Consider the following 24,823-nt stretch of genomic DNA (forward strand, 5'->3'; position numbering starts at 1 on the left):
TAGCAGGCCTAACGAACCTGGCATGCTGGTCGCACCACCGAGCCCGAGGAGTCCCGTGCCAGGCCGCAGAGACGCCGTCGTGCGGCGCGGGCTCCGCCACATCGGCCGGGCCGTCCGCGAGCAGCCGGGGATGTTCACCCTGGCGCTCCTGGCCAGCAGCCTCTACGGCGCGATGACCGTCGCCAGCGCGTACGTGATCGGCGAGGTCACCGACCGGGTGCTCCTGCCCTCCTTCGACGACGGCGTCACGACCGCGTCGGCGCTGACCCTGGCGGCGCTGGCCATCCTCGGCGTCGCCCTGCTGAAGATCGTCGGCATCCTCGGCCGGCGGTTGTTCGCCGGCGTCATGAGCTACCGGCTGCAGGCCGACTACCGCCGACGGGTCACCGGCCAGTACCTGCGGCTGCCGCTGTCCTGGCACCAGCGCCACCCCACCGGGCAGCTGCTGTCCAACGCGAACTCCGACGTCGAGGCCGCCTGGTTCTTCGTCGCGCCGCTGCCCTTCGCCTGCGGCGCGCTGGTGATGATCGCGATCACCACGGTCGCGCTGGTGCTCACCGACCCGTTGCTGGCGGTGGTCGGCCTGGTCGTCTTCCCGCTGGTCTTCGCCGTCAACGTCGTCTACTCGCAGGTCATGAGCCCGCGCATGCAGCGGGCGCAGCAGCTGCGCGCCGAGGTCAGCGAGATCGCCCACGAGAGCTTCGACGCCGGTCTGGTGGTGAAGACCCTGGGCCGCGAGGACAGCGAGACCGAGCGCTTCGCCGTGCGCACCGAGCAGCTGCGCGACGGGCTGGTCGCGGTCGGCCGGGTGCGCGGGCTGTTCGACCCGATGATGGAGGCGCTGCCCAACCTGGGCACGCTCGCCGTGCTGCTCATCGGTGCCGGCCGGGTGGCCGACGGCTCCACCGGCGCCGGCGAGCTGGTCTCGGTGGCCTACCTGTTCACCCTGCTGGCGCTGCCGATCCGCGCCATCGGCTGGGTGCTGGCCGACCTGCCGCGCGCGCTGGCCGGCTTCGACCGGGTCACCCCCGTGCTCGAGGCGACCGGGGAGACCCCGCACGGCCCCGACGCCGCGGCCACGCCCGACGGCGCCGCCGCGGTCGCGCTGCGCGACGTCGGGTTCGCCTTCGACGGCGCCGCGCGGCCGACCCTGCACGAGGTGACCTTCGAGGTGCCGGCCGGCCGGACCGTCGCCGTCGTCGGGCCCACCGGCTCGGGCAAGTCCACGCTCGCCGGCCTCCTCGTGCGCCTCGTCGACCCCTCCGACGGCACGGTGCTGCTCGACGGCATCGACCTGCGCCGGCTGCGCGAGGGCCAGGTCAGCGACCAGGCCGCGTTCGTGGCCCAGAGCGCGTTCCTCTTCGACGACACCGTGCGCGACAACGTCACCCTCGGCGGCCCGTTCTCCGACGACGACGTGTGGGCCGCGCTCCGGGTGGCCGCCGCCGACGGCTTCGTCTCCGCGCTGCCCGACGGGCTCGACACGCGCGTGGGGGAGCGGGGCGCCTCGCTGTCGGGCGGCCAGCGCCAGCGGCTGGCGCTCGCCCGCGCCGTCGTCCGGCGGCCCCGGCTGCTCGTCCTGGACGACGCCACCAGCGCCGTCGACCCGGCCGTCGAGGCGCGGATCCTCGACGCGCTGCGCGGCAGCGAGACGCCGGCGACGGTCGTGGTCGTGGCCTACCGCCAGGCCACGATCGCGCTCGCCGACGAGGTGGTGTGGTTCGAGGACGGCCGCGCCGTCGACCGCGGCACCCACGACGAGCTCCTGGCGCGCGTGCCCGGCTACGCCGCCCTGGTGCGGGCCTACCAGCAGGCCGCGGTGCCGGCGTGAGCGGCGGCGTGAGCGCCACCGCTGGGCGCACCGAGGGCAGCATGGCGACGCTGCGCCGGGGGCTGCGGATGATGCCCGAGTTCCGGCGCGGGCTGCCCGTGACCTTCGCCCTCGCGCTGCTGGCCACCACCGGCCGCGTCGTCGTCCCGATCGCCGTCCAGCAGGTCATCGACCGCGGGCTGAACGGTCCCGACGGCGCCGACCTCGACCTGGTCCGCACCCTGGTGCTGCTCTGCGCCCTCGTCGTCCTGGTCACCGCCGTCGCGGTGTACCGGATGAACGTGCGGCTGTTCCGGACGACGGAGACCGCGCTGGCCAACCTCCGGGTGCGGGCCTTCCGGCACGTGCACGACCTGTCGGTGCTGCACCAGCAGGGGGAGCGGCGCGGCTCGCTGGTCTCCCGGGTCACCAGCGACGTCGACCAGCTCTCGGTGTTCATGCAGTGGGGCGGTGTCCTGGGGCTGGTCAGCCTCGGGCAGCTGCTCGTCGCCACCGTCGTCATGGCCGTCTACTCCTGGCAGCTGACCCTGCTGGTGCTGCTCTGCTTCGTGCCGCTGGTCATCGCCATCCGGGCCTTCGCGCGCCGGCTGGTCGTCGTCTACGGCGTGGTCCGCACCCGGGTGGGCGACGTGCTGGCCGCCGTCGCCGAATCCGTCGTCGGCGCCCCCACGGTGCGTGCCTACGGCGTCCGGGCCCGCACCGCGGCCCGCCTCGACGCGGCGATCGCGAAGCACTACCGGTCGCAGGTCGACGCGCAGAAGGTCACCGCCGCGGTGTTCGTCAGCGGTGAGTTCGTCGCCGCGCTGGCCAACGCCGCGGTCGTGGTCGTCGGCGTCCTGCTGGGCCTGGCCGGCGACATCACCGCCGGCACCCTCGTGGCCTTCCTCTTCCTCGTCACGCTGTTCGTGGCGCCGGTCCAGACCGCGAGCGAGGTGCTCAACGAGGCGCAGAACGCGGTCGCCGGTTTCCGCCGGGTCCTCGACGTGCTCGACACCGAGCCCGACGTCCGCGATCCCGCCGTCGCCGATCCCGACCGGTCGCGGCAGCTGCCCGACGGCCCGCTGGGTGTGCGCTTCGAGCACGTCACCTTCCGGTACTCGCCGACCGCCCGGGCGGCGCTGGACGCCGTCGACCTCACCCTCGAGCCCCGCCGCCGCGTCGCGATCGTCGGCGAGACCGGCTCGGGCAAGACGACCTTCGCCAAGCTGGTCACCCGGCTCATGGACCCCACCGGCGGACGGGTCCTGCTCGGCTCGGACGCCGACGGCTGGGTGCCGCTGACCGACGTCGCGTTCTCGTCGCTGCGCTCCCGGGTCGTGATGGTCCCGCAGGACGGCTTCCTCTTCGACGCCTCGATCGCCGAGAACGTGCGCTACGGCCGGCCGGGGATGACCGACGACGAGGTCACCGCCGCCTTCGACGAGCTCGGGCTGCGGTCCTGGCTCGACGGGCTCGACGCCGGCGTCCTGACCCCCGTGGGCCAGCGCGGTGAGTCGCTGTCGGCGGGGGAGCGGCAGCTGGTCGCCGTCGCCCGCGCCTACGTCGCCGATCCGCACCTGCTGGTGCTCGACGAGGCCACCAGCGCCGTCGACCCGGCCACCGAGCAGCGGCTCACCCGCGCGCTGGACACCCTCACCGCCGGGCGGACCACGCTCACCATCGCCCACCGGCTGTCGACCGCCGAGCGGGCCGACGAGGTGCTGGTGGTCGACGCCGGCCACGTCGTCCAGCGCGGCTCGCACGCCGAGCTGGTCGACGCCGAGGGTCCCTACGCCCGGCTGCACGCCTCGTGGCGCCGGTCCTCGGCCGGGGAGCCCGAACCGGTCGCCTGACCTGCGCGACGTCCGTCGTCCGGGGGAACCGCGGAGGAGGGGATCGGCACTAGCCTCCGGACCGTGACCGCCTCGCCGGCCTGGCCGCCCGCACCGCCGGCCCCGCCCGGCGGACCGGTGGCCGAGCCGCGCCCCGGCTGGGCGGAGACCGCCGGGTACATCGGCGTCGCGGTGGCCGCGGTGCTGCTGGCCGTGTCGCCCGTCGCGGCGCTGTACGCGGGCGGGAGCGTGGTGGACCCGCTGCGCCCGGTCCTCCCGATGCCGCTGGTCCTGGCGTGCGCCGCCGCCGTGGCCGCCCTCGTCGTGGCGCTCCCGGTCCTGCAGCTGGTGGGCGCGCTCCGGCTGCTGCGGCGGCGAGGGCGCCGCCTGCTGCTCGCCTCCGGCCTCCCCGTCACCGCCGGGTGGGGAGCCCTGGTCCTCGTCCCGCTGGTCACCGGCTCGGAGCCCGGGCCGTGGTTCCTCCTCGTGCTGCTCGCCCCGTTCGCCCTGCCCCCGATCTTCGCGCTGATGCCGTCCGTCGGGCGCTGGCTGGCCACGGCGCCGCCGGCGGGGCGACGTGGCTGAGCCCGCCGTCGCGCCCCGGTCGGACGAGTGGCCGCCCGCGATGGCCCTGCTGGCCGGCGTGGGGGCGTCGATCGGCGTCCTGCCGGGCGTGCTCTTCCTGCTCTCCGTCCCGCTGACGCTCGGGTACACGGCGCTGGTCGTGCTGCACGTCCCGCTGTTCGCCGTCGTCTTCGTGGTGCTGCCCTGCCTGCTGGGCCTGGGAGCGGTGCGGCTGCTGTCCCGGCGCGACCGGTGGGTGCTGGTCCTCGGCGGGTCGGTGGTCACCGCCTACGTGGGCTGGCTCGCCTACCGGGGCCTGGTCCACGGGGAGGCGACCTGGCCGGTCCTGGTGCTGGCCGGTCCCGCGCTGGCACCGCTGGCCGCGATGGCGCCGTCGGTGCGCAGGTGGCTGACCGAGGAGCAGGTCCCGTCCTAGGCTCCGGTCGTGCCCTCGTCCGCCGCCCGCAGGTCGCCCCGAGCCGCGCCGCTCGCCCGCGCCGAGGAGCCGGCCGGCCGCCCCGACCTGGTGCCCTACGCCGTCGTCTTCGGGGTGCTCACTGCCGGCGTGGTCCTGTACCTCGGCTGGCTCCTGCTCCGGGGTGACCCGGAGGCGGGCCCGCTGCTCGCCGTCCCCGCCGGGGTCGCGCTGGCGGTGCTGCTGGGGGCCGGGCTGGTCTGGCGCGGCGTGCGCGGCGGCTGGGCGCTGCTCGCGGTCGCCTCGCTGGTCCCGTTCCTGGGCATCCTGTTCGTCGCGTTCCTCTTCGGCGCGCTGGGCGCCGGCGGGGACATGGCGCTCGCGCTGCTGCTGGCGGTCGCCCCGCTGAACAGCCTGGTCCTGGCGCTGCGTGCGCCGGTGCGCGCCTGGTGCACCCCGTCCCGGGGAACTCGCCCGGCAGGGGGGACGCGCGCCGCGCGGCGTGCCCGCTAGCGTCGGCGGTGTGAGCGCGAACACCGCCTTCGAGGCCGACGTCGTCGTTGTGGGTGCGGGGCTGGCCGGACTGGTCGCCACCGCCGAACTGGCCGACGCCGGCAAGCGCGTGATCTTCGTCGACCAGGAGCCCGAGCAGTCCCTCGGCGGGCAGGCGTGGTGGTCCTTCGGCGGTCTCTTCCTCGTCGACTCGCCCGAGCAGCGGCGGCTGCGGGTCCGCGACTCCCTCGAGCTCGCCCGGCAGGACTGGTTCGGCACCGCGGGCTTCGACCGCGACACCGACCACTGGCCGCGGCAGTGGGCCGAGGCCTACCTGCAGTTCGCGGCGGGGGAGAAGCGCTCCTGGCTGAGGTCGCAGGGCATCGGCCTGTTCCCGATCGTCGGCTGGGCCGAGCGCGGCGGGTACACCGCCACCGGCCACGGCAACTCCGTGCCGCGCTTCCACATCGTCTGGGGCACCGGCCCCGGCATCGTGGCGCCCTTCGCCCGGCGGGTGCGGGACGCCGCCGAGCGCGGCCTGGTGCAGCTGCGCTTCCGGCACCGCGTCTCCGAGCTGGTCGTCACCGACGGCGCGGTCACCGGTGTGCGCGGCGCCGTGCTCGAGCCCAGCGACGTCGCGCGTGGTGAGGCCAGCTCGCGCACCGAGGTCGGCGAGTTCGAGTTCGCCGCGCAGGCCGTCGTCGTCACCTCCGGCGGCATCGGCGGCAACCACGAGCTGGTCCGCCAGAACTGGCCGGCCCGGCTCGGGCCCGCGCCGCAGCGGATGCTCTCCGGCGTCCCGGCGCACGTGGACGGGCAGATGCAGCAGGCGACCGTGGCGGCCGGCGCGAGCATGGTCAACAGCGACCGCATGTGGCACTACACCGAGGGGATCACCAACCACTCGCCGGTCTGGGCCCAGCACGGCATCCGGATCCTGCCCGGGCCGTCGTCCCTGTGGCTCGACGCGACCGGGCAGCGGCTGCCCGTGCCGCTGTTCCCCGGCTTCGACACCCTCGGCACGCTTGCCCACATCGGGCAGACCGGCCACGAGCACACGTGGTTCGTCGCGACGAAGAAGATCGTGGAGAAGGAGTTCGCCCTCTCGGGCTCCGAGCAGAACCCCGACCTCACCGGCAAGGACGTCCGGCTGCTGATCAACCGCGCGCGGGCCGGGATCGCCGCGCCGGTGCAGGCCTTCCTGGACCGCGGCGAGGACTTCGTCGTCGCCCCCACGCTGCCCGAGCTCGTGGCCGGCATGAACCGGATCACCGGCGGCTCCCCGGCGCTGACCCTCGAGCAGGTGGAGCGGGAGGTCGTGGCGCGTGACCGCGAGGTCGGCAACGCGTTCACCAAGGACCTGCAGCTCACCGCCATGCGCGGCGCCCGCAACTACCTGGGCGACAAGCTGATCCGGGTCGCGCAGCCGCACCGGCTGCTCGACCCGGCGGCCGGGCCGCTGATCGCCGTCCGGCTGAACATCATCACGCGCAAGACGCTCGGCGGGCTGGAGACCGACCTGTCCGGCCGCGTCCTGCGTCCCGGCGGCGAGGTGTTCCCCGGGCTGTACGCCGCGGGCGAGGTGGCCGGCTTCGGCGGTGGCGGCGTGCACGGCTACCGCTCGCTGGAGGGCACCTTCCTCGGTGGGTGCCTGTTCAGCGGGAGGGTGGCGGGTCGGGCCCTGGCGGAGGCCCTGTGAGCGGACAGGGGCGTGAGCATCGCAGCGAGGGACGAGCGAGGAGCGGAGCGCACCGCGGGAGCGAACTGGTGACACCGTGACGGATCCCTGGGCCGATCCCTCGAGCTCGTCCGAGCCGGGGTACGCCGGGCCGCCGCCCACGGCGCGGCCTCCGGTCCCGTACGGGCCGCCGCCCGGGTACGGGCAGCCGCCGCCCTACGCCGGTCCGTACGGCATACCGCCGTACGGGGCGCCGCCGTACGGCATGCCTCCGTACGGGGCGCAGCCGTACGGCATGCCGCCCTACGGACAGCTGCCCTTCGGCCCGCTGCGCCCGCCCGGCCGCCCCGGGCAGGTCGTCGGCGCCGCCGTGCTGGCCTTCGTCCAGGGCGCGCTGGTCCTCATCGCGTCGTTCTACGTGTGGTTCTTCGCCTCGATCGCCGGCATCGCGATCGAGGAGAACCCCACCGGGGCGCCGACCCAGGCCTACGAGCTCGCGGAGATGGGGACCACGCTCACGATCGTGCAGGTCCTCTCCGTGGTCCTGCTGGTCGTCGGTGGCATCCTCGCCCTCACCCGTCGGGTCCGGCTGTCCTGGCTGGTGCTGGTCGGCGCGCACGCGGTGCAGCTGCTGCTCACCGTCTACTGGGCGGTGCGGCTGCAGGAGATCCTCGGCCGCGTGGAGGAGCTCGGGGGCGTGCTCGCCGTCTTCGCGCTGTTCTTCGCCGCCTTCCCGCTGGTCGCGCTAGGGCTCGCACTGTTCGGCCCGGGCCGCAGGTGGTTCACCGCCCCGCAGGGCTGAGCGGCGGGCACGGCAGACTGGCGGGCATGTCCGCCGTCCCGCCCGCCGTGCCCGCTCTCGACCCGCAGGTCGCCGAGCTGCTGCGCCGCGACCCCTCCGGGCTCGTCGCCGCCGTCGTCCAGCAGCACGACACCCTCGAGGTGCTGATGGTCGCCTGGATGGACGACGAGGCGCTGCGCCGCACCCTCCAGACCGGCCGGGCCACCTACTGGTCGCGGAGCCGGCAGGAGTACTGGGTGAAGGGCGAGACCTCGGGCAACCGGCAGTGGGTGCGCGAGGTCCGCGTGGACTGCGACGGCGACGCGCTGCTGGTGCTCGTCGACCAGGAGGGCGCCGCCTGCCACACCGGCGAGCGCAGCTGCTTCTTCCGCGAGCTCCCCGCCGTCGTGGGGGTGCGGCCGTGAGGTTCGGCGTGACCACCCCGAGCCGCGAGGAGTTCGCGGCAGCCGATGCGACGGTCGTCCCGGTCACCCGCCGGCTGCTGGCCGACGGGCAGACGGCGATCGGCGTGTACCGGGCGCTGGCCGGCAACCGGCCGGGCACGGTGCTGCTGGAGTCGGCCGAGCAGGGCAAGCGCTGGGCGCGGTACAGCTTCGTCGGCGTCCGGAGCGCCGGCGTGCTCAGCGAGCGGGACGGCCGCACGCAGTGGCTGGGCGAGGACGTGCCCGGCCTGACCGACGAGCTGCCCGACGACCCGCTGGACGCGGTCCGGGTGATGGCCCGACGGCTGCGCTCGCCGCGGACCGAGGGGCTGCCGCCGCTCACCGGCGGGCTGGTCGGCTACCTGGGTTACGACGTCGTCCGGCGCCTGGAGCGGCTGCCCGCCACCAGCACCGACGACCTCGGCATGCCCGAGCTGGCCATGATGCTGGTGACGGACCTGGCGGTGCTCGACCACACCGACGGTTCGGTGCTGCTCATCGCCAACGCCCTGCGGGGTGGGGGCGGGTACGACGACGCGGTCGCCCGGCTCGACGACATGGCCGCCGCCCTCACCACCGCCACGGCGCCGCCGGTGGCGGTGTTCGAGCGGGCCGACGCCCCGCCGGTGCTCAGCAACCTGGGTGCCGGCGTGTTCGAGGACGGCGTCGAGCGGGTGCGCGAGCACATCCGCGCCGGCGACGCCTTCCAGGTGGTGCTGTCCCAGCGGTTCGAGCTCGAGACCGACGTCGACGCCCTCGACCTCTACCGGGTGCTGCGGGCGACGAACCCCTCGCCGTACATGTACCTGCTGCGCTTCGCGGGCCGGGAGACGCCGTTCGACGTCGTCGGCTCCTCGCCGGAGGCGCTGGTCACGGTGACCGGCAGCTCCGCGGTGGTGCACCCGCCCGCCGGCACCCGGCCGCGGGGCGGCACCGAGGAGGAGGACCTGCGGCTGGCCGAGGGACTGCTCGCCGACCCCAAGGAGCGGGCCGAGCACGTGATGCTGGTCGACCTCGCCCGCAACGACCTCGGCCGGGTCTGCGTGCCGGGCAGCGTCGAGGTGCCCGACTTCATGCGGGTCGAGCTGTACAGCCACGTCATGCACCTGGTGTCGACCGTCGCCGGCGAGGTGAGCCCCGGGTGCGACGCGCTGGACGTGTTCGACGCGACCTTCCCGGCGGGCACCGTCTCCGGCGCGCCCAAGCCGAGCGCCATGACGATCATCGAGACCCTGGAGCCGACCCGGCGGGCGCTCTACGCCGGCACGGTCGGCTACGTCGACGCCAGCGGTGACATGGACATGGCGATCGCGATCCGGACCGCGGTGCTGCACCAGGGGCGGGCGTACGTGCAGGCCGGAGCCGGGATCGTGGCCGACAGCGACGCCGCGACCGAGGAGGCCGAGACCCGGCACAAGGCGCGGGCCGTGCTGTCGGCGATCGCGACGGCGGAGAGCCTGCGGGAGCTCCCGTGAGCGGTCGCCGCGAGCTGACCACGGCGGTCCTGGGCGCCGCGCTCGCGGGGGCCCTCGCGCTGTCCGCGGCGAGCCAGCGCTGGGCGGACGTGACCGCGCAGCGCCGGGCACCGCTGCCCCCGGTCGAGGGCGCGCTCTCCGGCGGCGACGCCGCCCCGCTGGTCACCGCGGCCGGGCTGGTCCTCCTGGCCGCCGCCGTCGCGCTGCTCGCCGTGCGCGGCGCCGGCCGCGCCGTCGTGGGGCTGCTCACCGCGGTCGCCGGCGGTGCCCTGCTGTGGTCGGCCGGGCGGGTGCTCGCCGGAGGGGTGTCCGACGCTGCGGCGGACCTGCCGGGCGCCGGCGGCAGCAGCGTCACCTCGGTCGCCGTCGACGTCTCGCCGGTCTGGCCGGTGCTCACGCTGGTCGCCGCCCTGCTCGCCGTGGCCGCCGGCCTGCTGGCGACCGTGCGGGGACGGAGCTGGCCGGGGATGGGACGCCGCTACGAGCGGACCCCGGCCGCGGCGCCGCCGCGCACCGACGAGGACCGTGCGCAGGAGGCCTGGAAGGCGCTGGACCGCGGCGACGACCCGACCGAGGACGCCGCCGACCCGGGTGCGGCGCCCCGGACCGGCCCCGCCGTATAGCGGAACCGCCGGGAGCCGGGGCACCGGCCCCCGCCCCGGGCCGCGCGGGCGCCCCTTCTAGAGTGGGCCGCATCCGCCCGGGAGGGGTTCGACGTGCGAGAGGCAGGGGTGTCGTGAACGTTCTCGACGAGATCGTCGCCGGCGTCCGCGAGGACCTCGCCGTCCGCGAGGCCGCCCGGCCGCTCGACCAGGTGAAGGCGGCCGCGCAGGCGGCCCGCCCCGCGCTCGACGCGCTGGCCGCCCTGCGCGCCCCCGGCGTCGGCGTCATCGCCGAGGTCAAGCGGCGCAGCCCCTCCAAGGGCGACCTGGCCGACATCGCCGACCCCGCGGAGCTCGCCGCGCAGTACGCCGCGGGCGGTGCCCGGGTCATCTCCGTGCTCACCGAGGGTCGCCGCTTCGGCGGCTCGCACGCCGACCTGGCCGCCGTGCGCGCCGTCGTCGACGTCCCGGTGTTGTGCAAGGACTTCATCGTCAGCAGCTACCAGGTGCACGAGGCCCGGGCCTACGGCGCCGACGTCGTGCTGCTGATCGTCGCGGCGCTGGAGCAGAACGTGCTGACCGGCCTGCTGGAGCGGGTCGAGTCCCTCGGCATGACCGCGCTGGTCGAGGTGCACACCGAGGCCGAGGCCGATCGCGCGCTGGACGCCGGCGCCTCGGTGATCGGCGTCAACGCCCGCGACCTCACCACGCTGCAGGTCGACCGGTCGACGTTCGAGAAGATCGCGCCCGGGCTGCCGTCGGAGGTCGTCAAGGTCGCCGAGTCCGGCGTGCGCGGCCCGCACGACCTGATCAGCTACGCCGCCGCCGGTGCCGACGCGGTGCTCGTCGGCGAGGGCCTGGTCACCGCCGGGGACGCCCGCCAGGCGGTGGCCGACCTGGTCACCGCCGGCTCGCACCCGGCCACCCCGCGCACCACCCGCTGACCTCGCCGCCCCGCCCGGGGCACTGTGCGGGAACGGCGCATCTCCGCGCGCCGATCGCGCCCCGCGTGCACATCGCCGCTCCTTTCGGGCGCACTCCGAGAGCCTGCGAGCGGTGGGGGTCGGGCGGGTCCCTACGCTGGACGGCATGACGACGACCAGCCCCCCGCAGACCGGAGAACTCCCGCTCCCGGCGCGCCCGGGCTGGCCGGACGCGACGGGCCACTTCGGCATCTTCGGTGGCCGGTTCGTGCCCGAGGCGCTGATCGCCGCGCTCGACGACCTCACCGAGGCCTACGAGGCCATGCGCGTGGACCCGGTGTTCCTCGAGGAGTTCGCCCGGCTGCAGCGCGACTACACGGGCCGGCCCAGCCCGGTGACCGAGGTGCCGAAGTTCGCCGAGCACTGCGGTGGCGCCCGCGTGCTGCTCAAGCGGGAGGACCTGAACCACACCGGCTCGCACAAGATCAACAACGTGCTGGGGCAGGCGCTGCTGACCAAGCGCATCGGCAAGACCCGGGTCATCGCCGAGACCGGCGCCGGGCAGCACGGCGTGGCGACGGCGACGGCCGCGGCGCTCATGGGCTTGTCCTGCACGGTCTACATGGGCGAGGAGGACACCCGCCGGCAGGCGCTCAACGTCGCCCGCATGCGGCTGCTCGGCGCGGAGGTCATCCCGGTGACCACCGGCTCCCGCACCCTCAAGGACGCGATCAACGAGGCGTTCCGCGACTGGGTCACCAACGTCGACACCACCAACTACGTGTTCGGCACCGTCGCCGGCCCGCACCCGTTCCCGGCCATGGTCCGGGACTTCCAGCGGGTGATCGGCGACGAGGCGCGCGGCCAGGTGCTCGAGCGCGAGGGCCGGCTGCCCGACGCCGTCCTCGCCTGCGTCGGCGGCGGCTCGAACGCCATCGGCATCTTCACCGCCTTCGTGCCCGACGACGGCGTCCGGCTGATCGGCCTGGAGGCCGGCGGCGACGGCGTCGACACCGGCCGGCACGCGGCCACCATCACCGGCGGCACCCCCGGTGTCCTGCACGGGGCGCGCTCGTACCTGCTGCAGGACCACAACGGCCAGACCATCGAGTCCCACTCGATCAGCGCGGGCCTGGACTACCCGGGTGTCGGCCCCGAGCACTCCTACCTGAACGACATCGGCCGCGCCGAGTACCGGCCGATCACCGACGCCGAGGCGATGGAGGCGTTCGCGCTGCTCTGCCGCACCGAGGGCATCATCCCGGCGATCGAGTCCGCGCACGCCCTGGCCGGCGCGATGAAGCTCGGCCGGGAGCTCGGTCCCGACGCGATGCTCCTGGTCAACCTCTCCGGCCGCGGCGACAAGGACGTGGAGACGGCGTCCCGGTGGTTCGGGCTGGGCGACCGCGAGGAGGTCGACCCGGGCCCCGGCCTGGACACCGACCAGCAGCCCACCGAGGGCGCGGTCAGCAACGACGAGGCCGTCGCCGGCCCGGACGCGGGGGAGCAGGCGTGACCACCAGCAAGCTGGCCGAGCGCATCGACGCGGCGAAGGCCGAGGGGCGGGCCGCGCTGATCGCCTACCTGCCGGTCGGCTATCCCGACGTCGACACCTCGATCGACGCGATGGTCGCCGCCGTCGAGGCCGGCGCCGACGCCATCGAGATCGGCGTCCCCTACAGCGACCCGGGCATCGACGGCCCCGTCATCCAGGAGGCCGTCGACGTCGCCGTGCGCGCGGGTGTCGGCATCCCCGACGTCCTGCGGGCCGTGCGCGCGGTGGCCGACGCCGGCGCCGTCCCGGTGGTCATGACGTACTGGAACCCGATCGAGCGCTACGGCGTCGAGCGGTTCGCCACCGACCTGGACGCCGCCGGGGGAGCGGGGCTCATCACCCCGGACCTCATCCCCGAGGAAGCGGGCGAGTGGATCGCCGCCAGCGAGCGGGCGGGCCTGGACCGGGTCTTCCTCGTCGCGCCGTCGTCCACCGACGCCCGGCTGCGCTCGACGACCGCGGCGAGCCGGGGCTTCGTGTACGTCGCCTCCACCATGGGCGTCACCGGCGCCCGCGCCACCGTGAGCGACGCGGCGCAGAGGCTGGTGGCGCGCACCCGGGAGGCGCGGCCGGACATCGCGCTGTGCGTGGGCCTCGGCGTCTCCAACGGCGACCAGGCCGCGGAGATCGCCGCCTACGCCGACGGGGTCATCGTCGGCTCGGCCTACGTGCGCGAGATGCTCGAGGGGCGGGGCGCCGACGGCGTCCGCGCGCTCACCGAGGACCTCGCCCGCGGCGTGCGCAGCGCGGGGGTGCGGGCGTGACCGTCCTCGCCTCCATCCCGAGCCCGACGCAGGGCGTCTGGGAGCTCGGCCCGTTCCCGCTGCGCGCCTACGCGCTGTGCATCGTCGCCGGCATCATCGCCGCCATCGTGCTCACCGAGCGGCGCTGGGTGGCCCGTGGGGGAGCGCCCGGCGACGTCCTGGACATCGCCGTCTGGGCCGTGCCCTTCGGCATCATCGGCGGCCGGATCTACCACGTCATCTCCAGCCCGCGGCCCTACTTCGGCGAGGGCGGCGAACCGCTGCGCGCCTTCGCCATCTGGGAGGGCGGCCTCGGCATCTGGGGGGCGATCGCCCTCGGCGGGGTCGGGGCGTGGATCGCCTGCCGGCGCCGCGGCATCCCGCTGCCCGCGTTCGCCGACGCCCTCGCGCCCGGCCTGCTCGTGGCCCAGGCCGTCGGCCGGCTCGGCAACTGGTTCAACAACGAGCTCTACGGCGGGCCCACCGACCTGCCCTGGGCGCTGGACATCTACGAGTGGGACGGCGGCCGCGCGGTCCTCGGCCCCGACGGCCAGCCGCTGCTCCTGGGCACCTTCCACCCGACGTTCCTCTACGAGCTGCTGTGGAACCTCGCGGCCGCCGTGCTGGTCATCTGGGCCGACCGGCGGTTCCGGCTCGGCCACGGCCGGGCCTTCGCGCTGTACGTGGCCACCTACTGCGCCGGCCGGCTCTGGATCGAGCTGCTGCGCACCGACCCGGCCGAGACGTTCTTCGGGGTGCGGATCAACGTCTTCACCTCGGTCGTCGTCGGGCTGCTGGCGGTGGCCTACTTCTTCTGGCAGCGCGGCCGCCCGCGCGAGGTGGTCGACCGGTCGGACGTGGCCCGGCAGCGCCGCGACGAGGAGGTCGCACGCCGTGCTCCGGCCGCTCCGGCCGCGGCGCGTGAGAACGATCACGAGGACTCCCCGCCGTCCTGAACGACCCCCGGGATCGCCGTCCCGGCCAGGGATCGCGCCGATCCGGCCACCCTGGCGCGGCGTGGCTTCCATCATGTCTGTTGCGTGTTACGGCTGTGTACCCTCTCGTCTGACTCGCCAGCGATCCTGGCCGGGTCGTAGTGTCGGAACCGGGCCAGCGTCGCCCCGCGGACGACGGCTCGGCGACACCATCCCGCTGAGCTCGCACGCGCAGATTCGTCCGGGGCACTGTGTCCGGCCGATCTCCTGCGCTCCGCACGTGCCGCCTTCTCCGCCGCCTTCGACCCCGGCCGGGCCTCCGCCCCCGTCTGCCCCTCCCGCCGAGGGGCCGACGGTGCGCCGACGACGGGAGTGACCGTGACCGACCTTCCCGCCCCCACCACCGACGGCGCCCAGCGCCGCAGCGGTTCGGCTGTCCCGTTCTCCGCCGTGCCCGCCGCGCACGGCCTCTACGACCCGGCCAACGACAAGGACGCCTGCGGCGTGGCCTTCGTGGCCGACGCCCGCGGCCGCCGCAGCCGCCGCATCGTGCAGGCCGGTCTGACGGCGCTGCACAACCTCGACCACCGCGGTGCCGCCGGTGCCGAGCCCAACTCCGGCGACGGCGCCGGCATCCTCACCCAGGTCCCCGACGCGCTGCTGCGGGCGAGCGTCGACTTCGACCTGCCGCCGCTGGGCGAGTACGCCGTCGGCATCGCCTTCATGCCGGTCGACGCCGACGAGCGCGCCGGCCGGATCGCCGACGTCGCCCGGCTCGCCGAGGAGGAGGGGCTGGCCGTCCTCGGCTGGCGCGACGTGCCGGTCGACCCCGACGGCGCCGACCTCGGCCCGACCGCGCGCGCGGTCATGCCGCACTTCGCCCAGCTGTTCGTCGCCGAGACGATGGGCGGCCGGGCCGACGCGAGCGCCTTCGGCGGCAACGTCGAGTGCCACGGCGTCACCCGGCTGGAGCGGCGCTCCTTCGTCCTGCGCAAGCGGGCCGAGCGGGCCGCGGTCGACGCGGGCAGCTCGCTGTACATCGCCTCGCTGTCGTCCCGCACCATCACCTACAAGGGCATGCTGACCACCGACCAGCTGCCGCTGTTCTTCCCCGACCTGCGCGACGAGCGCTACGAGTCGGCGATCGCGCTGGTGCACAGCCGCTTCTCGACCAACACCTTCCCGAGCTGGCCGCTGGCGCACCCCTTCCGCTTCATCGCGCACAACGGCGAGATCAACACGATCAAGGGCAACCGCAACCGCATGCGGGCCCGCGAGGCCAAGCTCTCCACGGAGCTGTTCGACGGCCCCGCCGGCCCGGCGAGCGAGCTGGGCCTGGACCGGATCTTCCCGGTCACCGCCAGCGACTTCAGCGACTCGGCGACCTTCGACGAGGTGCTCGAGCTGCTGCACCTGTCGGGCCGCTCGCTGCCGCACGCGGTGCTGATGATGATCCCGGAGGCGTGGGAGAACCACGACGAGATGGACCCGGCCCGCCGGGCCTTCTACCGGTTCCACTCCTCGATCATGGAGCCGTGGGACGGGCCGGCCGCGGTCTGCTTCACCGACGGCACGCTGATCGGCGCGGTCCTGGACCGCAACGGTCTGCGCCCGGGCCGCTGGTGGCACACGAAGGACGACCTGGTCGTCATGGCCAGCGAGGTCGGCGTCCTGGACATCCCGGCCGCCGACATCGTCGCCAAGGGCCGGCTGCAGCCGGGCCGCATGTTCCTCGTCGACACCGCCTCCGGCCGGATCGTCTCCGACGAGGACGTCAAGGGCGCCCTGGCCGCCGAGAACCCCTACGAGGACTGGCTGCACGCGGGCCTGGTGCACCTGCCCTCGCTGCCCGAGCGCCGTCGCTCGCGGCCCAGCCACGAGTCCGTCGTCCGCCGGCAGCTGCTCTTCGGCTACACCGAGGAGGACCTGCGCCTGCTCATCACGCCGATGGCGGCCAGCGCCGCCGAGCCGATCGGCTCCATGGGCACCGACACCCCGATCGCGGCGCTGTCGGACCGGTCGCGGCTGCTCTACGACTACTTCGGGCAGCTGTTCGCCCAGGTCACCAACCCCCCGCTGGACGCCATCCGCGAGGAGCTGGTCACCAGCCTCGGCCGCACCTTCGGGCCCGAGCAGAACCTGCTGACGGCGTCCCCGGCGTCCTGCCGGCAGGTCCACCTGCCGTTCCCGGTCATCGACAACGACGAGCTGGCCAAGATCCTGCACATGGACGACGACGGCGACCTGCCCGGCTTCGCCGCCGTCCGGATCACCGGCCACTTCGACGTCAACGGCGGCGGGACGGCGCTGGCGGAGGCGGTCGAGCAGCTGCGGACCAAGGTCTCCAAGGCCATCGCCGCCGGCGCGCGGATCATCGTGCTGTCCGACCGCGACTGCGACGAGCAGCGCGCCCCGATCCCCTCGCTGCTGATGACCGCCGCGGTGCACCACCACCTGGTGCGCGAGAAGACCCGCATGGAGGTCGGTCTCGTCGTCGAGTCCGGCGACTGCCGCGAGGTGCACCACGTCGCGCTGCTGCTGGGCTACGGCGCGGCCGCGGTCAACCCGTACCTGGCCTTCGAGTCGATCGAGGACCTCATCCGCGACGGCGAGCTGACCGGCATCGAGCCGGCGCAGGCGGTGCGCAACGTGGTCAAGGCGCTCGGCAAGGGCGTCCTCAAGGTCATGAGCAAGATGGGCATCAGCACCGTCGGCTCGTACACGATGGCCCAGATCTTCGAGGCCGTCGGCCTGTCCAAGGAGCTCGTCGACGAGTACTTCACCGGCACCTCGGCCCCGCTGGGCGGCGTCGGCATCGACGTGCTCGCCGAGGAGGTGGCGCTGCGCCACCGCCGCGCCTACCCGGAGAACCCCACCGAGCGTGCGCACCGGCGGCTGGAGACCGGCGGCGAGTACCAGTGGCGCCGCGAGGGCGAGGTGCACCTGTTCAACCCCGAGACGGTGTTCCTGCTCCAGCACGCCACCCGCTCGCGGCAGTACGACGTCTTCGAGAAGTACACGCAGACGGTCGACCAGCTGTCCGAGGACGCCGCCACGCTGCGCGGCCTCTTCGCGCTGCGGACCGGCGTGCGCCCGCCGGTGCCGATCGACGAGGTCGAGCCGGCCAGCGAGATCGTCAAGCGGTTCAACACCGGCGCGATGAGCTACGGCTCGATCTCGCAGGAGGCCCACGAGACGCTCGCCATCGCCATGAACCGGCTCGGCGGCCGGTCCAACACCGGCGAGGGCGGTGAGGACCCCGACCGCTTCACGCCCGACCCCAACGGCGACCTGCGCCGCTCGGCGATCAAGCAGGTGGCCTCGGGCCGGTTCGGCGTCACCAGCGAGTACCTGGTCAACGCCGACGACATCCAGATCAAGATGGCGCAGGGCGCGAAGCCCGGCGAGGGCGGGCAGCTGCCCGGCGGCAAGGTCTACCCGTGGGTGGCCCGCACCCGGCACTCCACGCCGGGCGTCGGCCTGATCAGCCCGCCGCCGCACCACGACATCTACTCGATCGAGGACCTCAAGCAGCTCATCCACGACCTCAAGAACGCGAACGACGCGGCGCGGGTGCACGTGAAGCTGGTGGCCGAGGTCGGTGTCGGCACGGTCGCGGCCGGGGTGAGCAAGGCGCACGCCGACGTCGTCCTGATCTCCGGGTTCGACGGCGGCACCGGTGCCGCTCCGCTGACCTCGCTCAAGCACGCCGGCTCCCCGTGGGAGCTGGGGCTGGCCGAGACCCAGCAGACGCTGCTCGCCAACGGGCTGCGCGACCGGATCACCGTGCAGGTCGACGGGCAGATGAAGACCGGCCGCGACGTCATCGTGGCCGCGCTGCTGGGCGCCGAGGAGTTCGGCTTCGCGACCGCGCCGCTGGTGGTGTCGGGCTGCGTGATGATGCGCGTCTGCCACCTGGACACCTGCCCGGTTGGCGTCGCCACGCAGAACCCGGAGCTGCGCAAGCGGTTCACCGGGCAGCCGGAGTTCGTCGTCACGTTCTTCGAGTTCCTGGCCGAGCAGGTGCGCGGCTACCTCGCCGAGCTGGGCTTCCGGTCGATCGACGAGGCCGTGGGCCACGCCGAGCTGCTGGACACCCGCAAGGCGGTCGGCCACTGGAAGGCGCAGGGGCTGGACCTCTCGCCGGTGCTCGTCGTCCCGGAGCTGCCCGAGGGTGCCCCGCTGCGCCGGGTGCGCGGCCAGGACCACGGTCTCGACGTCGCCCTGGACCAGACCCTGATCCAGCTGTGCGAAGGCGCGCTGCTCGACGCGCGGCCGGTGAGCCTCGAGCTGCCGGTGCGCAACGTCAACCGCACCGTCGGCACGATGCTGGGCTCGATGGTCACCCGCCGCTTCGGTGGCGAGGGCCTGCCCGACGGCACGATCGACCTCACCTTCGGCGGGTCGGCCGGGCAGTCGTTCGGCGCCTTCGTGCCGCGCGGCATCACCATGCGGCTGTTCGGCGACGCCAACGACTACGTCGGCAAGGGCCTGTCGGGCGGGCGGATCATCGTCCGGCCGGCGCGCGAGGCGTCGTTCCTGGCGGAGGACAACGTCATCGCCGGCAACGTCATCGGCTACGGCGCCACGCGCGGGGAGATCTTCCTGCGCGGCCGCGTGGGGGAGCGGTTCTGCGTCCGCAACTCCGGGGCGCTGGCCGTCGTCGAGGGCGTGGGCGACCACGCGCTGGAGTACATGACCGGCGGCAGCGCGGTGATCCTCGGCCCGACCGGCCGCAACATCGCCGCCGGCATGTCCGGCGGGATCGGCTACGTGCTCGACCTGGCCAAGCACCGGGTCAACACCGAGATGGTCGACGTCGAGCCGCTGGACGGGGAGTCCTCGCAGTGGCTGCGCGACGTGCTGGTGCGCTACGCCGCCGACACCGAGTCGACGGTGGCCCACGCGCTGCTCGCCGACTGGGGCCGCTGGTCGGAGCAGTTCAGCGTGATCATGCCCCGGGACTACCGGCGGGCGATGGAGGCCCGGCGCGCCGCCGAGGCCGCGGGGATCGATGTGGACCGAGCAGTGATGGAGGCGGCACGTGGCTGACCAGACCGGTTTCCTGAAGTACGACCGCGCGCTGCCGCCGCGCCGTCCGGTCGAGCTCCGGCTCATGGACTGGAAGGACGTCTACTCCCGGCGGGAGAACGGCGAGGACCCGTTGTTCCCGACGGCGGAGGTGCGCACCCAGGCCGCCCGCTGCATGGACTGCGGCATCCCGTTCTGCCACCACGCCTGCCCGGTGGCGAACCTGATCCCGGAGTGGAACGACCTCGCCCGCCGCGACGACTGGCAGGACGCCATCGAGCGGCTGCACGCGACGAACAACTTCCCGGAGTTCACCGGGAAGCTCTGCCCCGCCCCGTGCGAGGGCTCCTGCGTGCTGAACCTGCAGGAGTCGCCGGTCACGATCAAGCAGATCGAGTGGGAGATCATCGACCGCGCCTGGGACGAGGGCTGGGTGACCCCCCAGACCCCCGCCGAGCGCACCGGCAAGAAGATCGCCGTCGTCGGCTCGGGGCCGGCCGGGCTGGCCGCCGCCCAGCAGCTCACCCGCGCCGGGCACGACGTGACGGTGTTCGAGCGGGCGGACAGGATCGGCGGCCTCCTCCGCTACGGCATCCCCGAGTTCAAGATGGAGAAGTCCGTCCTGGATCGGCGGCTGGACCAGATGCGCGCCGAGGGCACCCGGTTCGTCACCGGCGTCGAGGTCGGTGGCGGTGCCGAGGCCGACCTGTCGGTCGAGCAGCTGCGCGGCGACTTCGACGCCGTGGTGCTCGCCGGTGGCGCGACGATCGGCCGCGACCTCCCGGCCCCCGGGCGGGAGCTGGCCGGAATCCACCTGGCCATGGAGTACCTGCCCTACGGCAACCGGCAGGCGCTGGGCGAGCTCGACGAGCCGCCGATCGACGCCAAGGGCAAGCACGTGGTGATCATCGGTGGCGGTGACACCGGCGCGGACTGCCTCGGCACCTCCCACCGCCAGGGTGCGGCCTCGGTCACGCAGCTGGAGATCATGCCCTCGCCGCCGGACCGCCGGGACCAGGGCAGCAACCCGTGGCCCACCTACCCGATGATCATGCGCGTCTCCAGCGCGCACGAGGAGGGTGGCGAGCGCCTGTACTCGGTCAACACCGAGCGCTTCCTGGGCGATGGGGACGGCAACGTGCGGGCGCTGCTGCTGCACGACGTGGAGCGGGTCGACGGCCGGTTCCAGAAGATCGAGGGCAGCGAGCGCGAGCTGCCCGCGGACCTGGTCTTCCTGGCCATGGGCTTCACCGGTGCGCAGACCGAGGGGCTGGTCGACACCCTCGGGGCCGAGGTCGACGGCCGCGGCAACGTCACCCGCGACGGGGAGTTCATGTCCTCCGTGCCCGGGGTGTTCGTGGCCGGGGACATGGGCCGCGGTCAGTCGCTCATCGTGTGGGCCATCGCCGAGGGCCGCGCCGCCGCGGCCTCGGTCGACACCTGGCTCACGGGCACCTCCATGCTGCCCCGCCCGGTCACGCCGACGGCGGTCGCGCTCCGCTGAGCACCCGGGGCCGGGCCTACTGATCGGTAACCCCGATCGGGAGGGTCCCGGCCCCGGGTCGCTCCGCCGTGCGGTTCGTCGTGGCACTAGCTTTATGGCCATGTCCCGCCGCGCCAAGATCGTCTGCACCCTCGGACCCGCCACCAGCTCCCCGGAGCAGGTCATGGCCCTCGTCGAGTCCGGGATGGACGTCGCCCGGCTGAACTTCAGCCACGGGGCCCACGAGCACCACGCCAACGCCTACCGGCTGGTCCGGGCGGCGTCGGACGCCACGGGCCACGCGGTCGCCGTGCTGGCCGACCTCCAGGGCCCGAAGATCCGCCTCGGCACCTTCGCCGACGGACCGGTCACCTGGGTCACCGGCAGCCAGGTCTGCATCACCGTCGAGGACGTCGCCGGCACCGCCGAGCGCGTCTCCACGACCTACAAGAACCTCGCCAACGACGTGAAGGTCGGCGACCGGCTGCTCGTCGACGACGGCAACCTCTCGCTGAGCGTCGTGCGGGTCGACGGCCCCGACGTCTTCTGCCTCGTCGTCGAGGGCGGGAAGGTCTCGAACAACAAGGGCCTGTCGTTGCCCGGGGTCGCGGTCAGCGTGCCGGCTCTGTCGGACAAGGACGAGGAGGATCTCCGCTTCGCGCTGAACCTCGGCGTGGACTTCATCGCGCTGTCCTTCGTGCGCTCGCCCACCGACGTCGCGCTGGTCCGCGACATCATGCGGCAGGAGGACATCTACGTCCCCGTGATCGCCAAGCTGGAGAAGCCCGAGGCGGTCCGCAACCTGGACGCCATCGTCGAGGCCTTCGACGGGATCATGGTCGCCCGCGGCGATCTGGGCGTGGAGCTCCCGCTCGAGCAGGTGCCGCTGGTGCAGAAGCGCGCCATCCAGGCCGCCCGCGAGCGCAACAAGCCGGTCATCGTCGCCACCCAGATGCTCGAGTCGATGATCACCAACTCGCGGCCCACCCGCGCCGAGGCCTCCGACGTCGCCAACGCCGTCCTCGACGGTGCCGACGCGGTCATGCTCTCCGGCGAGACCTCGGTCGGCGCGTACCCGATCGGCGCGGTGCGCACGATGGAGCGGATCATCGACGCCGTCGAGAGCGACCACCTGCGGGTGCCCGAGGTGGCTCGGATGTCCCGCTCCCGTTCCGGTGCCATCGTCCGGGCCGCGCGCGACATCGGCGAGTCCCTCGACGTCAAGGCGCTGGCCACCTTCACCCAGACCGGCGAGACCGCCCGCCGGCTCGCCGCGCTGCACCCCCGGCAGCCGCTGCTGGCCTTCACCGTCGACGCCCGGGTGCGCAGCCAGCTGGCGCTCTCCTGGGGCGTGGAGACCTTCCTGGTGCCCGCCGTCGAGCACACCGACGACATGGTGGAGCAGGTGGACTTCTCGCTGCTGTCCATCGGCCGGCTCAAGGTCGGCGACCGCGTCGTCGTCGTGGCCGGCAGCCCGCCGAACACCGTCGGGTCGACCAACCTGATCCGCGTGCACGAGGTGGGGACCGACTCGTGAGCGGCGGACGGGGCGACAGCCAGGCGGCCGCGCTGATGGCCGTCCTCGATCTCGAGGAGCGCGACACCGACGTCTTCGTCGGCAAGACCCCGAGCACCGAGCGGCAGCGGATCTTCGGCGGCCAGGTCGCCGGGCAGGCACTGGTCGCCGCCGGCCGCACCGTCCCGTCCGACCGGGGCGTGCACTCGCTGCACGCCTACTTCCTCCGTCCCGGCGACCCGTTCGCCGAGATCCGCTACGCCGTCGACCGGATCCGCGACGGGCGGTCCTTCACGACCCGCCGCGTGGTGGCCTGGCAGGAGCGCAAGGGCGAGGAGGTGGCGATCTTCGCCCTGACCGCCGACTTCCACGCCGGCGAGCAGCCGGTCGCCGAGCACAGCGCCCCGATGCCGGTGGTCCCCGCGCCCGAGGACGCGCTCGGCACGGCCGACGTCGTCGCCCGGCACGGGGACAAGGCCGCGTGGATGTCGGCGATGGGGAACGTGGTCGAGCAGCGCTTCCTGCAGGACCCGTTCTCGGCACCGCCGAAGTCGCCGCCGCACACCGAGACCCAGACCTGGTTCCGGGTGGCGGGCAACCTCGGCGACGACCCGGCGGTGCACGCGGCCGCCCTGACGTTCGTCAGCGACCTGACGTTGCTGTCGGCCGGCTTCGCCCGCCTCGGTGGCGGCTGGCCCGACTTCGCCGGGGCGAGCCTGGACCACGCCGTCTGGTTCCACCAGCCGGTGCGGGCCGACGACTGGCTCCTCTACGAGACCGACAGCCCGGCCGCCTCCGCCGGGCGGGCGCTGTGCCTCGGCAAGATCTGGTCCGCCGACGGGACGCACGTCGCGACGGTGGCCCAGGAGGGCCTCATCCGCTCCGCCGACGACTGAGGCGGCCGTCCCGCCGTCAGGCGGGGTCGCCGACCTCCTCGGGGGCCTGGCCCTGCGCGCGCTCCTGCTCGGCCCGCTCCTGCTCGGCCCGCTCGCGCTCGGCAGCGCGCGCCGCGGCCTGCTCGGCGGCCTGCGCGGCGAAGTCGGCGGCGAGCCAGTCGTGGCCCTCGACGAGCAGTGCCCAGACGCGCTCGACGTGGGCGCGGGTCGTGGCGGGGGAGCCCACCGCCACGCGGAGGACCGGCTGCCGCTCGACGGTGGTGTGGGTGAGGAACACCTCGCCGCCGTCGTTGAGCCGGTCCAGCAGCGTCATGGTGGCGACGTCGGCGTCCACGCCCTCGGGCCAGCGGGGCTTGAGGCAGACCAGCGACAGCGGGTGCGGCGCGACGACGTCGAAGCGCTCGTCGGCGGCGGCCCAGCCGGCGAGCTCCTGGGCGAGGGCCACGTGGCCCCGGATGTGCGCGCGCAGGCCCTCGGCGCCGTACCAGCGCAGCACGAACCACAGCTTGAGGGCGCGGAAGCGCCGGCCCAGCGGGATCTGCCAGTCGCGGAAGTCGACCACGGCACCGGCGTCGGTGGCGGCGTTGCGGAGGTACTCGGGGAGGATCGCCAGCGCCCCGGTGAGGGCGGCCCGGTCGGCGACCCAGAAGAGGGTGGCGTCGAAGCCGGTGAGCAACCACTTGTGCGCGTCGGTCGTGTAGCTGTCGGCCCACTCGACCCCGGCCTGCAGCTCGCGCAGCTCCGGGACGAGCGCGCTCACGCCGGCGTACGCGGCGTCGACGTGCAGCCAGACGCCGAACTTCTGGCAGATCGGGCCGATCGCCGCGAGCGGGTCCACCGCGGTGGTGGACGTGGTGCCGACCGTCGCGCAGACCAGGACCGGGCGGTACCCCCGGGCGACGTCGCGCTCGATGCGGGCGGCCAGCGCGACCGGGTCCATGGCGAGGTCGCCGTCGACCTCGACGATGCGGACGGCGTCGGTGCCCAGCCCGGCGATCCGCACGGCCTTCTCCATGGAGGAGTGCGTCTCGCGCGACACGTAGACCGTGGCGCGCTCGGGCTCCACGCCGTGGCGGACGGTGGCGCCGCCGGAGGCCCGGTGCAGGGCCGCGAGCAGCGCGACGAGGTTGGCCCCGGAGCTGGAGTCCTGGACGACGCCGCCACCGGTGCCCGTGGAGCGGAAGGACTCCGGCAGCCCCATCAGATCGGCCAGCCAGTCCATGACGTGCTGCTCGAGCTCGGTCGCGGCGGGGCTGGTCACCCACGACATGCCCTGCACGCCGAGCCCCGCGGACACCAGGTCGCCGAGCACCGAGGGGCCGGAGGTGTTGGCCGGGAAGTAGCCGAAGAAGCCGGGGTGCTGCCAGTGCGTGACGCCGGGCAGCACGACGCGGTCGAGGTCGCCCAGGATCGCGTCGAAGGACTCGCCCTGCTCCGGGGCGGACGCCGGCAGCCCGGCGCGGACGTCGCCGGGGGAGACCTGGGAGCGCACGGGGAACGAGCCGATCCGCGTCCAGTAGTCGGCGATCCAGTCGACCACCTCGTGGCCGTGGCGCCGGAACTGCTCGGGGGTCATGTGCGGAACGGGCTCGGTCACGGGGTCCACCGTATTGGGTGGGTGCCGCCCCTTCCGGGCGGTCCCGTCCGCG

Annotated in this window: 19 protein-coding genes; 18 read left to right on the forward strand and 1 reads right to left on the reverse strand. The window is 74.2% G+C overall.

Annotation, left to right across the window (positions count from 1 at the left end):
• Positions 1–55 precede the first annotated feature (55 nt).
• The 18 genes from DQ244_RS14425 (at position 56) to DQ244_RS14510 (ending at position 23,174) form a co-directional block, all read left to right on the forward strand.
• A complete protein-coding gene (locus DQ244_RS14425) occupies positions 56–1,831 on the forward strand; it encodes an ABC transporter ATP-binding protein (protein WP_233491458.1) in 1,776 nt (591 codons plus the stop codon).
• Between the two features lie 8 nt (positions 1,832–1,839).
• Positions 1,840–3,663 (forward strand): ABC transporter ATP-binding protein, encoded by a 1,824-nt coding sequence (locus DQ244_RS14430; protein ID WP_233491460.1) that lies wholly within the window; start codon positions 1,840–1,842, stop codon positions 3,661–3,663.
• Between the two features lie 63 nt (positions 3,664–3,726).
• Positions 3,727–4,227: a hypothetical protein gene (locus tag DQ244_RS14435; RefSeq protein ID WP_113812187.1), complete on the forward strand. Its 501-nt coding sequence runs from the start codon at positions 3,727–3,729 to the stop codon at positions 4,225–4,227.
• Positions 4,220–4,642: a hypothetical protein gene (locus DQ244_RS14440; RefSeq protein WP_147251534.1), complete on the forward strand. Its 423-nt coding sequence runs from the start codon at positions 4,220–4,222 to the stop codon at positions 4,640–4,642. Before DQ244_RS14435 ends, DQ244_RS14440 begins: the two co-directional genes overlap by 8 nt.
• Positions 4,643–4,651: 9 nt before the next feature.
• On the forward strand, positions 4,652–5,134 hold the full coding sequence (locus tag DQ244_RS14445; protein ID WP_113812189.1) for a hypothetical protein: 483 nt from the start codon (positions 4,652–4,654) through the stop codon (positions 5,132–5,134).
• Positions 5,135–5,144: 10 nt separating this feature from the next.
• Complete coding sequence (locus tag DQ244_RS14450) at positions 5,145–6,812, forward strand: FAD-binding dehydrogenase (RefSeq protein WP_113812190.1); 1,668 nt, start codon at positions 5,145–5,147, stop codon at positions 6,810–6,812.
• A gap of 274 nt (positions 6,813–7,086) precedes the next feature.
• Positions 7,087–7,593, forward strand: a complete 507-nt coding sequence (locus DQ244_RS14455; RefSeq protein ID WP_199580410.1) for a hypothetical protein — start codon at positions 7,087–7,089, stop codon at positions 7,591–7,593.
• Between the two features lie 26 nt (positions 7,594–7,619).
• Entirely contained in the window at positions 7,620–7,997 is a 378-nt protein-coding gene (gene hisI, locus DQ244_RS14460) for a phosphoribosyl-AMP cyclohydrolase (RefSeq protein WP_113812192.1), read from the forward strand.
• Positions 7,998–8,005: 8 nt separating this feature from the next.
• Positions 8,006–9,490, forward strand: coding sequence for an anthranilate synthase component I (locus DQ244_RS14465; RefSeq protein ID WP_233491476.1), 1,485 nt, complete (start codon positions 8,006–8,008; stop codon positions 9,488–9,490).
• Positions 9,487–10,113 (forward strand): Trp biosynthesis-associated membrane protein, encoded by a 627-nt coding sequence (locus tag DQ244_RS14470; protein WP_113812194.1) that lies wholly within the window; start codon positions 9,487–9,489, stop codon positions 10,111–10,113. The genes DQ244_RS14465 and DQ244_RS14470 overlap by 4 nt, the downstream gene beginning before the upstream one ends.
• Positions 10,114–10,226: 113 nt before the next feature.
• The gene (gene trpC / locus DQ244_RS14475) at positions 10,227–11,036 is read left to right on the forward strand and encodes an indole-3-glycerol phosphate synthase TrpC (protein ID WP_199580411.1); all 810 of its coding nucleotides are present in this window, start codon (positions 10,227–10,229) and stop codon (positions 11,034–11,036) included.
• Between the two features lie 145 nt (positions 11,037–11,181).
• The gene (gene trpB, locus DQ244_RS14480) at positions 11,182–12,531 is read left to right on the forward strand and encodes a tryptophan synthase subunit beta (protein WP_113812196.1); all 1,350 of its coding nucleotides are present in this window, start codon (positions 11,182–11,184) and stop codon (positions 12,529–12,531) included.
• Entirely contained in the window at positions 12,528–13,334 is an 807-nt protein-coding gene (gene trpA / locus DQ244_RS14485) for a tryptophan synthase subunit alpha (protein WP_113812197.1), read from the forward strand. The genes trpB and trpA overlap by 4 nt, the downstream gene beginning before the upstream one ends.
• Positions 13,331–14,269 carry a prolipoprotein diacylglyceryl transferase gene (gene lgt, locus DQ244_RS14490; protein WP_113812198.1) on the forward strand — a complete coding sequence of 313 codons (939 nt, stop codon included), beginning with the start codon at positions 13,331–13,333 and terminating at the stop codon, positions 14,267–14,269. The genes trpA and lgt overlap by 4 nt, the downstream gene beginning before the upstream one ends.
• 357 nt (positions 14,270–14,626) lie before the next feature.
• The gene (gltB, locus tag DQ244_RS14495) at positions 14,627–19,300 is read left to right on the forward strand and encodes a glutamate synthase large subunit (RefSeq protein ID WP_113812410.1); all 4,674 of its coding nucleotides are present in this window, start codon (positions 14,627–14,629) and stop codon (positions 19,298–19,300) included.
• Positions 19,293–20,783 (forward strand): glutamate synthase subunit beta, encoded by a 1,491-nt coding sequence (locus DQ244_RS14500; protein WP_113812199.1) that lies wholly within the window; start codon positions 19,293–19,295, stop codon positions 20,781–20,783. The genes gltB and DQ244_RS14500 overlap by 8 nt, the downstream gene beginning before the upstream one ends.
• A 100-nt stretch (positions 20,784–20,883) precedes the next feature.
• A complete protein-coding gene (pyk, locus tag DQ244_RS14505; protein WP_113812200.1) occupies positions 20,884–22,299 on the forward strand; it encodes a pyruvate kinase in 1,416 nt (471 codons plus the stop codon).
• On the forward strand, positions 22,296–23,174 hold the full coding sequence (locus DQ244_RS14510; protein ID WP_233491479.1) for an acyl-CoA thioesterase II: 879 nt from the start codon (positions 22,296–22,298) through the stop codon (positions 23,172–23,174). The genes pyk and DQ244_RS14510 overlap by 4 nt, the downstream gene beginning before the upstream one ends.
• A 16-nt stretch (positions 23,175–23,190) precedes the next feature.
• Here the strand turns inward: DQ244_RS14510 and DQ244_RS14515 are convergent, their stop codons facing one another.
• On the reverse strand, positions 23,191–24,771 hold the full coding sequence (locus tag DQ244_RS14515; RefSeq protein ID WP_233491482.1) for a pyridoxal-dependent decarboxylase: 1,581 nt from the start codon (positions 24,769–24,771) through the stop codon (positions 23,191–23,193).
• Between the last annotated feature and the right edge of the window lie 52 nt (positions 24,772–24,823).

This window comes from Blastococcus sp. TBT05-19 (assembly GCF_003319095.1).
In the GTDB taxonomy this organism is placed as follows: Bacteria; Actinomycetota; Actinomycetes; order Mycobacteriales; family Geodermatophilaceae; genus Blastococcus.

What these genes read in the sequence shown, in the direction of transcription:
- DQ244_RS14455 (WP_199580410.1), top strand. Translation starts at nt 7,087, where the DNA reads ATGCCGCCCTACGGACAGCTGCCCTTCGGCCCGCTGCGCCCGCCCGGC.
- hisI (WP_113812192.1), top strand. Translation starts at nt 7,620, where the DNA reads ATGTCCGCCGTCCCGCCCGCCGTGCCCGCTCTCGACCCGCAGGTCGCC.
- pyk (WP_113812200.1), top strand. Translation starts at nt 20,884, where the DNA reads ATGTCCCGCCGCGCCAAGATCGTCTGCACCCTCGGACCCGCCACCAGC.
- trpB (WP_113812196.1), top strand. Translation starts at nt 11,182, where the DNA reads ATGACGACGACCAGCCCCCCGCAGACCGGAGAACTCCCGCTCCCGGCG.